This window comes from Nonomuraea sp. NPDC049309 (genome assembly GCF_043196965.1).
Lineage (GTDB): Bacteria > Actinomycetota > Actinomycetes > Streptosporangiales > Streptosporangiaceae > Nonomuraea > Nonomuraea fastidiosa.
On record NZ_JBICSH010000002.1, the window covers coordinates 103,995 to 115,763 of the forward strand.

Here is an 11,769-nt window from a genome sequence, read left to right on the forward strand (position 1 = left end):
CCACCCCAGGGCACTAGGCTTCCGACATGAGCACCGATCTCCACGGACGCACGCAACGACTGGAGCTTTCCGACCAGAATCTGCGCGACTTCGAGGCCGTCGTCCTGGACGCCACCCCCGAGGGCATCGTGCTGAGCAGGTCGGCATTCTATCCAGGTGGGGGCGGCCAACCGGCGGATCACGGCGTTCTGATCTGGCAGGGTGTCGAGACGCGCATCGTAGGCGCCCGCAAAGGGGACGATCTCTACCTGATTCCGGCGGAGGGCGATCCCATCCCGCCGGTCGGCACCGTCGTCAAGGGGGCGGTGGCCGACGAGCGGCGCTCGGCCCTCATGCGTACGCACTCCGGGCTCCACGTGCTGTGCGGCGTGGTGTTCAGGGACTACGGCTGCCTGGTCACCGGCGGCAACATGGAGCCGCTCACCGCGCGCATGGACTTCAACCTGCCGGAGGTGCCGCCCGGCTTCAAGGACGCCGTCGAGGCGGCCTGCAACGCCGAGATCGCCGCCGACCGTCGCATCGACGTGCGGGTGCTGCCCAGGGCCGAGGCGTTCGCCATCCCCGACATCATCCGCACCGCCACCAACCTCGTGCCGGAGAGCGTGCAGGACGTGCGCATCGTCGACATCGTGGGCCTCGACACGCAGGCCGACGGCGGCACCCACGTGGCCTCGACCAAGCAGATCGGCCGCATCGAGGTGACCAAGATCGAGAGCAAGGGGAAGGGCTTCCGCCGCCTGCGCATCCGCATCGCGGACTAGCCGGCCCGAGCCCGATCACCGCGCCTGATCACCGCGCCCGATCACCGCGCCTGATCACCGCGCCCGATCACCACGCCCGATCACCACGCCTGATCACCGCGCCTGATCACCATGCCCCGGCCCCGTACCCGATCACCACGCCCGATCACCGCGCTCCGGCCCCGAGCCCGTCACCGCGGGCCGGCCTGTGCGTCGATCACCGCGTGCCGGCTCGCGGGCCGACCACCTTCTCCAGACCGTCGAGCAGCGGCTGCAGGCCGAACTCGAAGAGCCGGTCGAGGTCGAGGTCGAAGTCGTCGCCGAGCTCGTCGATGACCTTGCCGAAGGCGCGCAGCTCGCCCGACTCGGCCACCCCGCGCAGGGCCGGCTGCTGGGCGTCCATCCACTCGCCCGCGCTCATGCCGGTCTGCGCGCGCGCCCGGCGCTCGTGCTCCAGGTTGGCCGCGATGCCCTGCACGTAGCTGAAGATCAGCGTGTGCACGTACATCTTGGTCACCGGGTCGAGGCCGGTGCCCTCCAGGGCGCGCATGGCCCACTCGGTGTGCTGGAGCAGGGCGGGCGACGGCATGGGCCGGGTCAGCGTGGTCGTGTGGGCCAGCCAGGGGTGCGCGCGGTAGGCGGCCCACTGTGTCCTCGCGGAGACCTCCAGCCCCGCGCGCCAGCTCTCCGGCGGCTCTCCGGGCAGCGGGAAGTCCTCGATCACCGCCCCGACCATGAGCATGACCAGCTCGTCCTTGCCGCCCACGTGGCGGTAGAGGGACATCGTGGCCACCCCGAGCCGGGTGGCCAGGCCGCGCATGGTCAGCTCGTCCAGGCCCTCCTCGTCGGCGATCTCGACGGCCGCGCGCACGATGCGCTCGCGGGTCAGGTCGTCGTCCGACAGCGCGCGCGGCACCTTGCGCGTACGGCTCTGCGCGACGACCGTGCCCACCCGGGGCTCGGCGACCACGACTCCCTCCCTGGCCAGCAGCGTGAGCGCCTTCGCCGCGGTGGCCAGCGCGACGTTCCAGTCTCTGGCGAGCTGCCTGGTCGAGGGCACCCGCTCGCCGGGGCGGAGCCTGCCGTCGGCGATGCGCCGCTTGATGTCTGCGGCGATGCGAGCGTGCGGCGGGACACCCTCTCCCGCTCCCGCCCGAGAACCTGAGCCCGATCCCGCTCGGGAATACGCACCCGAGCCCGCGCCTGAGCCCGCTGGGGAACGCGCCCCCGAACCCGCCTCGGCACCCGCACGCGAGCCCGCGTCTGAGCCCGCCTGGGGAGCCGACCCCGGCCCTGTCGTCATCTAACCTCCTGTACTAGTACAGATCTTCCCCACTATAGCTTGCTACCTGCTGTATGTACTACATACATTCAGTTCTGCGTACAACGTCAACAGCAAGGAGCGTGACGATATGAAGATCCTGGTCTCCGGCTCGGGCGTGGCGGGTGCGGTGCTCGCCCACTTCCTGGGGCGCGCGGGCGCCGACGTGACGGTGATCGAGCGGGCCCCGGCCCTCCGCACCGGCGGGCAGCCCATCGACATCAGGGGCGCGGCGCTCGTCGTGGCGGAGCGCATGGGGGTGCTCGAGGAGGTCAGAGCGCTGCGTACGACCCAGCGCGGCATGTCCATGGTGGACCGCGACGGCAACGAGCTGATGCGCGACACCGAGGCGACGATCAGCGGCGGCAGGATCGACGGCCCCGACATCGAGATCATGCGCGGCGACCTGGTCTCCGTGCTCACCGCCGCGAGCCCGGCCCGCCGCGTCTACGGCGACTCGATCGCCACCCTGACCGAGGACGGTGAGGTGACGTTCGAAGGCGGCGGGCACGACCGCTACGACCACGTCATCGGCGCCGACGGCCTGCACTCGCGGGTGCGCGCGCTGGCCTTCGGCCCCGAGGAGCGCTACCTCCACCACCTCGGCACGTACATCTCCGTCTTCACCACCGACAACTTCCTCGGCCTCGACCACTGGCAGACCTGGTTCAACGACGGCGCGGCGGGCGGCGTCGCCTTCAGCGACCGCGACCCCGCCAAGATGATCGTCAACCTGGGCTTCGAGAGCGCGCCCATCGCGTACGACCACCGCGACGTCGAGCAGCAGAAGCGGCTGATCGAGGAGCGCTGCGGGCGGCTGTGGGAGGCGCCCAGGCTGATCGAGGCCATGTGGAAGTCCGACGACTTCTCCTTCGGCCCCATCGCCCAGATCAAGATGGAGCGGTGGACCAGCGGCAAAGTGACGCTGGTCGGCGACGCCGCCTACTGCGCCTCGCCGCTGTCCGGGCAGGGCACCAGCCTGGCCATGGTGGGGGCGTACGTGCTGGCCGAGGAGCTGCTGGCGGGACCCGAGGGCGCGGGCGAGCGTTACGAGCGGCGCATGCGGCCGTTCGTGGCGGCCAACCAGGCGCTCGTCACCGAGAACCCCGGCGGGCCCGCCCCGATGGAGAGCGTCCAGCGGGCGGCGAACGCGATCTCGATCGGCTGAGCGGTTCCCGCCACGATCCGGTCAAGCGGAGGTAGATTCAAGGCGTGACCGAGCTCGTGCGGTGGGAACTCGAAGACGGCGGCACTGTACTGGTCGAGTCCGGCTCCGGAGAGGAGACGGACGGAGGATGGGAGTCGGCCGGCATCGGAGCCGGTACGCTTCGCCAGGCCAAGCTCCGGCTGGAGGAGTCACTCTCCGATGTGCGCGACGCCGCGGCGGCGGCGCTCAGGACGTTCCGCGATCTGCCGATCGGGCCCGACGAGGTCGAGCTGGAGTTCGGCGTGAAGCTCCAAGCCGAGGTCGGGGCGGTGGTCGCCAAGGGCAAGACGGAGGGCCAGCTCGTCGTCAGGCTCCGCTGGCAGGCCTCCGACCGGAGCGACGGGCAGGCCCCCGGCCCCACCGGCCAGAACGGCTGACCGTGAAAGGGGCGTGGCGCGCCCGCGTCCACGGGCCGGAGGGCACTCTGGGCGCCGGATTCCTGGTCACGCCCGACCTGGTGCTCACCTGCGCTCACGTGGCGCTGAAGGAGAGCGCGCCTTTGGTGTCCTTCCCTCAGGCGGGCAGAGGTGACCTGCTCGGGCTGCGCGCGACGATCCACATGACGGGGCCCTGGCGGGCTCAGGACGACTTCGGCGACGTCGCCGTGCTACGACTCGAACGCGCAGTGGACATCACCCCGGCCAAGCTGGTGACGCGTGCCGACCCGGGGGACGGTTACGTGGCTCACGGGTTCCTACGGCAAAGCGATCACACGGGCGCTCCGCTGGAGCTCTCACTCACCACCACCGACCTGTTCGGCGAGTGGCAGCACCTGCGGGTGGTCGTCGCCCACGCCGAGATCCCCGACAAAGGCTTCAGCGGCGCGGCCGTCTACGACGACGAGACCGGCGACGTCATCGGCATGTTCACCGACAAGGCAAGGCCCTCGACGAGGCTCACCGGCCGGATGCTGCCCGTCTCGTCCATCCGCCGCCACTGGGAGGAGCTGGACGACGTCCTCGACCTGCCCTGGCTGTCGCAGGACGAACGGCGCGAGCTGCGCCGGATCGTGGCGGCGGCCGGGACCGGCACGGACCTGCGCGAGCTGGTGCAGCGGGTCTTCCCCGGCAGCGGCGCCCACCCCGACTTCCGCTCGGTGTGGGACGCGATCCGGCACGTCGCCGAGGAGCTGCCCGGGGAGGACCGGCTGCGCCGGTTCCTGTACGAGCTGGTCAAGACGCTCACCCCGGAGCCGGCCTGCGACGACCTTCGCCGCTGGATCCGCGAACACCTCGACACGGCCGACATCCTGCGTGCCCAGAGCGAGCTGGCCGAGAGTCTTGAGGCTCTGGGCCGGTTCGACGAGGCCAGGGAGCGGTGCGCGGAGGTGCTGCGCCGCTACGAGGGCTCGGAGACCGCGTACGGCGCCGAGTACCTGCTGCTCCTGCACCGCTTCGCGATGGTCCTCTCCCGCCTCGGTGACTACCGGCAGGCCCGAAACCTGACGCGGCGCACCATGGAGTACTTCCGCGAGCACGGCGACGAGCGGGTGCTGCTGCGCATCGCCACCGACCGGGCGCGCGTCCTGCACGACGCGGGCGAGCTGCAGGCCGCGGTGTCCCTCATGGACGAGGCGCTGGAGCGCTGGGCGCGGGCGGCCGACCCGCTCGACGTGCTCGCCGCCCGCACCGTCCGGATGTCGGCGCGCAACAAGCTCGGCCACTTCCTGGAGACGAGGAAGGAGGCGGCGAAGGTCGTCGAGGAGTACCGGGCGCTCGGCCACGAGCTGCACCCGGGGTGCCTCGACGCCATGATGGTGCAGGCCACGGCTCTGATCATCACCGATTACCCGTCGCACGAGAAGAAGAAGAACGAGGCTGCGGCCATCACGCTCATGGAGTGCGTCCACCGGGCTCGCAAGGACGTGCTCGGCCGCGACAACCCGCACACGCTCGCGGCGGCGGCCATGTACGGCCGCACGCTGGTGCGGGCGGGGCGCACGAGCGCGGGCCTGGCGGTCCTAGGAGAGGCGGCGGCCGGGCTGAAGCGGCAGTTGGGGACGGGGCACCCCGTTCTGCTCGACGCTCTTCATTGGTATGCGCAGGGGCTTCTCGAGGACAACCAATACAAGCGGGCCGCCGAGATCTTCTCCGATGTGCTGGAAGGCCGCCGCCGCATCCTCGGCGAGAGCCATGTCGACACCTTGGCCACCCAGTGCCGGCTGGCGATCTCGACGGCGCTGCAGGGACGCCGGGCGACGTTCCGCGCCGTGCGGATCGCAGGTGAGGCGCTGATGAGGGCGGTCAAGGGCGGTTACCGGTACCGGTGGGACCTGCTCGGCGAGGGAGGCCTCACCCTGCTCAGCTCTACTGTTTTCGCTCCGGTCATGCAGTTCTTCAGCATCGCACAGCCACGCCTGCACCCGCCGACCTGGCAGGACGCGAGCGACGAAGACAAATCAACACGAACCGATACCATGTCCCGCCATGACGGGTTTCAGACTCACGATGGCCGCCCTGGCGGCCACCGCTCTGACGTTGACCACCGCGCCGACCGCGGTAGCGGCCCAGGCAGGGATCACGGATGAGGTGACGCTGACCCTAGGCAAGAACGGCACCCTGCACGTGGTCGAGAAGATCGGCGGGGCGTCGGGAGAGCTCAAGCGCACGTTCATCACCAAGACGCGCTACGACGACACCAACGACCGCCTCTACCAGATCTCGAACGTCAAGGGCGGCACGCTGTCGGGCGACGTGCTCACCGTGACGGGCCAGACCGTCGAGTACGACGTCAAGGGCGCGGTCACACCGTCGGGCGACATCGAGGAGCTGCGCTGGTTCGCGGTCAGCGGCTGGAACCAGCCGGTCGCCAAGGCCACCGTGCACGTCAAGGGCCCCGGCCAGGTCCAGAACCTGTCGTGCTTCGCCGGTGCGCTGACCTCGGCCATCGGCTGCACCTCCGCCTCGATGGACCACGAGGCGATCCAGGCCGACTTCGAGCAGGAGGACCTCGCCCCCGGCGAGGCGCTGACCGTCGTCGTCGGCTACCCCAAGGGCGCGACCGGCGCCGAGCCCATCCTGGACCGGCGGTTCTCGCTGTCGGCCGCCTTCACGCTCAACGCCGTCACCGGCGGCGCCCTGGCCGGCCTGCTGGTGCTGCTGCTCGGCGGCGTCGGCCTGCTCTACTGGACGCGCGGGCGCGACGCCAGGGCGGCGAGCCACGAGGGCGCGGTCAACCCCGTGCAGAACGGCCAGTTCGCCCCGCCCGAGGGGGTGCGGCCGGGCCAGATCGGCACGCTGGTGGACGAGCAGGCCGACGTCATCGACGTCACCGCCACCATCGTGGACCTCGCCGTCCGCGGCTACCTGCGCATCGACGAGCAGCCGCGGCAGGCGTACGACGCGCCGGACTGGATGCTCGTCAGGCTGCACAACGCGCCGGTCGACGCGCTCCTGCCGTACGAGCGGGCGCTCTACGACGCCATCTTCGAAGGCCGCGACGCGGTGCTGCTGTCGCAGCTGTCCGGCACGTTCGCCAGCCACCTGGGCAAGGTGCGCGACGCGCTCTACACCGACGTGGTCAAGCAGGGCTGGTTCGCCCGCAGGCCCGACACCGAGCGCACCCGCTGGACCACGATCGGCGTGGTGCTCATGGTCGTCGGGCTGCTCGCGACCGCGGCGCTGGCCTGGTTCACCACGTACGGGCTGCTCGGCCTGGCCGTCATCATCGCGGGCGGCGCGCTGGCGGTCGGCGGGCAGTACATGCCGGCCAAGACCGCGAAGGGCTCGGCCGCGCTCGCGCAGACCCTGCGGTTTCGCGAGTTCCTGTTCTCCGGCGAGCTGGGCAACGTGCCCGAGCAGCACCGGGTGGAGCTGTTCTCCCGCTACCTGCCGTACGCGGTGATCTTCGACGGGGTCGAGCACTGGTCGCGCGTGGTGGCCTCCGTCACCGGGAACGGGCAGCAGGCCGACAACCTGTACTGGTATCACGGGCCGGCGGAGTGGGACCTGTCGAAGTTCGCCGGATCGATGCGCACGTTCACCGCGACGACGTCGGGCGCCATCTCCGCCACCCGCCAGTTCCGCAGCCTCTAGCGCACCCTCAGCTCGCCGACCGGCCTCCCGCCGCCCAGCACGGCGGGTGCGCCCAGCTCGGCCAGCTCGGGCGCGTCCAGGCCCACCGAGCGCAGCGCGGCCACGGTGACCGGGGTGCGGGCGCGCGCGTGCCCGTCCTCCACCTTGATCGCCCCGGCCCGGCCGTCCTCGAACGCGAACGCCTCGAACGCCTCGGCCCCGGCCTTCACCATCAGGCCGGGCAGGGCGCGCATGAGCTTGGCCTCGGGCCGGTCGGTGCCCGATGTCCACTCCGGGTAGGTGCGCATCGCGTCGAAGATCTTGCGCTCGTACGAGTCGGGCGACGACAGCGGGAACGCGCGGAACGCCTTGACCACCCCGAGCATCGAGACGAAGAACAGCGGCGCGCCGCAGCCGTCCACGCCCGACGCGGCGACCCGCTCGCCGGTCAGCTCCTCCACGGTCTCCCTGATCGCCCGCTGCAGCGGGTGCGCGGGCTCCCGGTACGTCTCCAGTGGCCAGTCGTTGACCACGCAGGTGGCCAGCATGGCCGCGTGCTTGCCCGAGCAGTTCATGTAGACCCGCCCGCGCTCGGTCACCGCCCGGTCGAACGGATAGTCCTCAGGGCACTGCAGCGCCGACTCGTCGAGCCCCGCGTCCGAGAGGATCTTCCTGACGCCCTCCACGTGGAACGGCTCGCCCGAGTGCGACGCGCAGGCCAGCGCCAGCAGCTCGTCCTCCAGGCGCAGCCCGGCACGCAGCATGGCGAGCGCCTGGAGCGGCTTCATCGACGACCGTGGCGAGGCGGGAACGTGCACCGCACCTCTGGTCTCGACCGGGCGCGCCTGCGCGTCCACGGTCAGCACACGGGCCAGATGCGTGGACTCCACGAACCCGGACCGGACGACTTCCACAATCATCGACATGTTCACAACCCCTTTCGACACGAGTCTATGGAGGGGTTTGTCCTGGTCCAGAATGGGTGCCCATGCGAGCAGTCGTACAGAGAGTCAGGTCGGCCTCGGTCGAGGTCGAGGGGCGCACGGTCGGAGCCATCACGGAGCCCGGCCTGCTGGTACTGGTCGGCGTCACGCACACCGACACGCGGGCCGAGGCCGCCAAGCTCGCCGCCAAGCTGTGGGGGCTGCGCATCCTGCACGGCGAGAAGTCCTGCTCCGACGTGTCGGCGCCGCTGCTGGTGGTCAGCCAGTTCACGCTGTACGGCGACGCGCGCAAGGGCCGCAGGCCCACCTGGCAGGCCGCGGCCCCCGGCCATGTCGCCGAGCCGCTGGTCGACGCCGTGGTGGAGGAGCTGCGGGCGCTGGGCGCGCACGTGGAGACGGGCGTGTTCGGGGCCGACATGCAGGTGTCCCTGGTCAATGACGGCCCCATCACGGTCATCCTGGAGATGTGACCCCTTCCGGGGGCCTGGGGCGGCTCACGGACGCTCTCCGCGGCCGTGCACGGCGAGCCGGCCGGGAAGCTAGCGGATGCGGCGGCGCAGCGCCGGGTCGATGGTGACGTTGCGGCCCGCGTCCGGCGGCACCACGACCTCCTGCGCGGCGGCCACCCCGCCGGCCAGGAGCTGCGCGTCGACCGGCACCGTACGCTTGATCACCGCCAGCGCGATCGGCCCCAGCTCGTGGTGGCGGGCCGACGAGCCCACCACGCCCACCTCCTGGCTTTCGAAGATCACCGGGGCGCCGTGCGGCGGCAGCGTGTCGACGCTGCCGTCGAGGTGGAGGAAGACCAGGCGGCGCGGCGGATGCCCGAGGTTGTGCACCCGCGCCACCGTCTCCTGCCCGCGGTAGCAGCCCTTGCTGAGGTGGACGGCCGTGCCGATCCAGCCCACCTCGTGGGGGATCGTCTTGTGGTCGGTCTCGAAGCCGAGCCGCGGCCGGTGCGCCTCGATCCGCAGCGCCTCGTACGCCCACAGGCCGGCCAGCGGCCGCCCCATGTGCTCTGCCAGCTCGGACCTGGGCACCAGGAAGTCCTCGTTCGCCGTGGACAGCACCGCGAGGTCGTCGGCCCGCGACACCTCCACCCGCAGCATGAACCGCATGCGGTCGAGGTAGTCGATCAGGCTCTGCGCGGTGCCGGGCTCGACGTGGGCGAGCACGCTCTCGCCGTCGTCCACCAGCGTCAGGTGGTGTTGCACGCGGCCCTGCAGGTCGAGGTCGAGCGTCTGCGTCCACTCGCCGGGCCGCAGCGTGTCTAGCTTCTGCGAGGTCAGGTCGTTGAGCCATTTCAGCCGGTCGGCGCCGGAGATGCGGACCACCTCGCGGTTGCTGCGGTCGACGATCGCCTCCCCCTTGGCCAGCGCGCGCTGCTCGGCGAACAGGTCGCCGTAGTGGGCGGCTACGTCGGAGTCCGGCGCGTCCGCGGGGACCGCGCCGGGAAGATCGAGCAGAGGGCTACGCATGCCTTCCAGGCTATCCGCACCGCAGATCGCGCCGCCGCCGCCCCGGCGTGCCGGCGGCGGTCTGTCCGGCGGCCTGGTCAGCCCGGGCGTCGGCGGGGCGGCCGGGGTCAGCGGCAGTCGCTGCAGCGGCCGAACACCGTCAGATGGCGGACGTCGGCCACGAACCCCATCTCCTTGTCGAGCCCCTCCACCAGCCCGTCGGCCAGCTCCGGGCGCACCTCGAACACCTGCTCGCACCCCCGGCACACCAGGTGAACGTGGTCCGCCTCGGCGGCGAGGTGGTAGGTGGGCGCGCCGTGGCCGAGATGGGTGTGGGTCACCAGGCCGAGCTCTTCGAGCAGCTCCAGCGTGCGGTAGACGGTCGAGATGTTCACGCCGCGCGCCGTCTCCCGCACCTTGACGCAGATCTCCTCCGGCGTGGCGTGCTCCAGCGCTTTGATGGCCTCGAGGACGAGCTGACGCTGCGGGGTGACCCGGTAGCCCTTGGCACGGAGTTCTTCGTGCCACTGCGTCTCCGTCATGACCCGAGTCTATGCCGCGACGATATTCGCTTGCCCCTTTCGCGCAGGACCACATAGCTTCTGGGGTACGCGGAAAGGAGGTGGTCCGAATAATGAGTAGTCATAATCGGGCTAGCGAGGTGGTTGTCCGCTGACCTCGCGGACTGTTGTCTCGTGACGTCAGCGAATACGAGGCAATCACCGGGGCCCCTGGCAGCCGGAGGGCGGGACGTCGTTCCCGTCCGTAGCCCAGCCGGCCCGCCTGCACCGCAGGCGGAAAGTTGCCCGGGGCCCTTTTTCATGCCCGCGAGAGCGGGGTCAGTGCTCGCCGCGGGCCGGGACGCCGAGCCGGGCGCACGCCTCGCGGTAGAGGCGTACGACGGCCTTGCGCACCTGGGCGCGCTCGGTCAGCGTCTCGCCCCACGGCACCCGCACCCGCTCACCGCCGTCGATCGTGAACGTGATCGCCTCGGCGTCCACGTCGCTCGTGACGGCGCCGGCGGCATCCGGCCTGCCGCCCAGCGCGCGCACGATGAGCAGGGCGTCCTCGGCGTGGTCGTCGTTCATGTGGCGCTTGATCGCCTCGACCGCGTCGGGGGTGAACGGCGTGCTCACCTCAGGCGACCTTCTTCAGCTCGGCCGACATGTGGTCGCTGAGCGGCTGGCCCATGGCGGCCATCTCGTACGCCCACATGAGGTTGCCGTTGACCAGGCCGTAGAGACGGTGGCCCGCGGTGTACTCCTTCGCCGACGCCGTACGGGCGACCACGTCGGTGCGCAGCTCGATCTTGTGGAAGACGACCTCGCCGATGTAGATCTCGACGATGCCCGTCGGATGGGAGAGCACCACCTCGATCTGCCGATCGGGCTGGGGCCGCCAGTAACCCGACTCCGTGGCGAGCGGCCTGACGCGGTTGCCGGCCTCGTCGAGCAGCCAGGTGCGGCTCACGTAGGTCAGGAACGGCTTGCCGTTGTGGCTGAACTCGATCTCCTGGCCGAAGTTGAAGCTCTCGATCGTGGGGTAGCCGCCGACGCCCGCGCCTTCCCAACGCCCCAGCAGGAACGCGATCGGCTCCAGGTCGGGGTGCACCTCAGGTTCTTCCATGGTGTCCAAGACTAGTGGCGGTGGAGGACCGGGGCGTTAGGGTGGCGAGCATGGCACGATCACTGGTGATCAAGGTGACCGCCGGGGCCGACGCCCCCGAGCGCTGCAACCAGGCGTTCACGGTCGCGACGGCGGCGCTCGCGAGCGGCGTGGACGTCTCGCTCTGGCTGACCGGCGAGTCGGCCTGGTTCGCGCTGCCGGGCCGGGCCAAGGAGTTCAGCCTGCCGCACGCCGCGCCGCTCACCGACCTGCTCGACGCCCTGCTGGCGGGCGGCCGGGTGACGCTCTGCACGCAGTGCGCCGCCCGCAGGAACATCACGGCCGACGACGTCATCGAGGGCATCCGCATCGCGGGCGCGCCGGCGTTCGTCGAGGAAGTGACCGCGGAGGGCGTGCAGGCGCTCGTCTACTGACTAGGCGCCCGGCGGCAGCGGCCGGCCGGTCTCCGGCAGGGTCTTGAG

At 71.0% G+C, this 11,769-nt stretch carries 13 protein-coding genes; 7 read left to right on the forward strand and 6 right to left on the reverse strand.

The window, feature by feature from the left end; translation table 11 throughout:
• Window positions 1–26: 26 nt before the first annotated feature.
• The gene (locus ACGFIM_RS14250) at window positions 27–761 is read left to right on the forward strand and encodes an alanyl-tRNA editing protein (protein ID WP_393200002.1); all 735 of its coding nucleotides are present in this window, start codon (window positions 27–29) and stop codon (window positions 759–761) included.
• A gap of 196 nt (window positions 762–957) precedes the next feature.
• On the opposite strand, the gene ACGFIM_RS14255 is transcribed toward ACGFIM_RS14250, so the two are convergent.
• Window positions 958–1,857 (reverse strand): TetR/AcrR family transcriptional regulator C-terminal domain-containing protein, encoded by a 900-nt coding sequence (locus tag ACGFIM_RS14255; RefSeq protein WP_393202546.1) that lies wholly within the window; start codon window positions 1,855–1,857, stop codon window positions 958–960.
• Between the two features lie 295 nt (window positions 1,858–2,152).
• Here ACGFIM_RS14255 and ACGFIM_RS14260 point away from each other — a divergent pair, with 295 nt between their 5' ends.
• From ACGFIM_RS14260 to ACGFIM_RS14275, 4 genes are read left to right on the forward strand one after another with little or no spacing between them, the layout of a single operon-like run.
• The gene (locus ACGFIM_RS14260) at window positions 2,153–3,229 is read left to right on the forward strand and encodes an FAD-dependent monooxygenase (RefSeq protein WP_393200004.1); all 1,077 of its coding nucleotides are present in this window, start codon (window positions 2,153–2,155) and stop codon (window positions 3,227–3,229) included.
• Window positions 3,230–3,273: 44 nt separating this feature from the next.
• On the forward strand, window positions 3,274–3,645 hold the full coding sequence (locus ACGFIM_RS14265) for a CU044_2847 family protein (RefSeq protein ID WP_393200006.1): 372 nt from the start codon (window positions 3,274–3,276) through the stop codon (window positions 3,643–3,645).
• Between the two features lie 2 nt (window positions 3,646–3,647).
• Window positions 3,648–5,795 (forward strand): tetratricopeptide repeat protein, encoded by a 2,148-nt coding sequence (locus ACGFIM_RS14270; RefSeq protein WP_393200008.1) that lies wholly within the window; start codon window positions 3,648–3,650, stop codon window positions 5,793–5,795.
• A 1-nt stretch (window position 5,796) separates the two neighbouring features.
• Complete coding sequence (locus ACGFIM_RS14275; protein ID WP_393200010.1) at window positions 5,797–7,302, forward strand: DUF2207 domain-containing protein; 1,506 nt, start codon at window positions 5,797–5,799, stop codon at window positions 7,300–7,302.
• On the opposite strand, the gene ACGFIM_RS14280 is transcribed toward ACGFIM_RS14275, so the two are convergent.
• Complete coding sequence (locus ACGFIM_RS14280; protein WP_393200012.1) at window positions 7,299–8,207, reverse strand: asparaginase; 909 nt, start codon at window positions 8,205–8,207, stop codon at window positions 7,299–7,301. The genes ACGFIM_RS14275 and ACGFIM_RS14280 overlap by 4 nt on opposite strands.
• A gap of 62 nt (window positions 8,208–8,269) precedes the next feature.
• Between ACGFIM_RS14280 and dtd the strand changes: the two genes are divergently transcribed.
• Window positions 8,270–8,695: a D-aminoacyl-tRNA deacylase gene (gene dtd, locus ACGFIM_RS14285; protein WP_393200014.1), complete on the forward strand. Its 426-nt coding sequence runs from the start codon at window positions 8,270–8,272 to the stop codon at window positions 8,693–8,695.
• A gap of 69 nt (window positions 8,696–8,764) precedes the next feature.
• Here the strand turns inward: dtd and ACGFIM_RS14290 are convergent, their stop codons facing one another.
• From ACGFIM_RS14290 to ACGFIM_RS14305, 4 genes are all read right to left on the reverse strand, one after another.
• Complete coding sequence (locus ACGFIM_RS14290) at window positions 8,765–9,703, reverse strand: YgfZ/GcvT domain-containing protein (protein WP_393200016.1); 939 nt, start codon at window positions 9,701–9,703, stop codon at window positions 8,765–8,767.
• 107 nt (window positions 9,704–9,810) lie between these two features.
• Window positions 9,811–10,224, reverse strand: a complete 414-nt coding sequence (locus tag ACGFIM_RS14295) for a Fur family transcriptional regulator (protein ID WP_393200018.1) — start codon at window positions 10,222–10,224, stop codon at window positions 9,811–9,813.
• Between the two features lie 297 nt (window positions 10,225–10,521).
• Window positions 10,522–10,818 carry a DUF2470 domain-containing protein gene (locus ACGFIM_RS14300; protein ID WP_393200020.1) on the reverse strand — a complete coding sequence of 99 codons (297 nt, stop codon included), beginning with the start codon at window positions 10,816–10,818 and terminating at the stop codon, window positions 10,522–10,524.
• 1 nt (window position 10,819) lies between these two features.
• The gene (locus tag ACGFIM_RS14305) at window positions 10,820–11,308 is read right to left on the reverse strand and encodes an FABP family protein (RefSeq protein ID WP_393200022.1); all 489 of its coding nucleotides are present in this window, start codon (window positions 11,306–11,308) and stop codon (window positions 10,820–10,822) included.
• A 50-nt stretch (window positions 11,309–11,358) separates the two neighbouring features.
• Here ACGFIM_RS14305 and ACGFIM_RS14310 point away from each other — a divergent pair, with 50 nt between their 5' ends.
• Window positions 11,359–11,721, forward strand: coding sequence for a DsrE family protein (locus tag ACGFIM_RS14310; RefSeq protein ID WP_393200024.1), 363 nt, complete (start codon window positions 11,359–11,361; stop codon window positions 11,719–11,721).
• Window positions 11,722–11,769 lie beyond the last annotated feature (48 nt).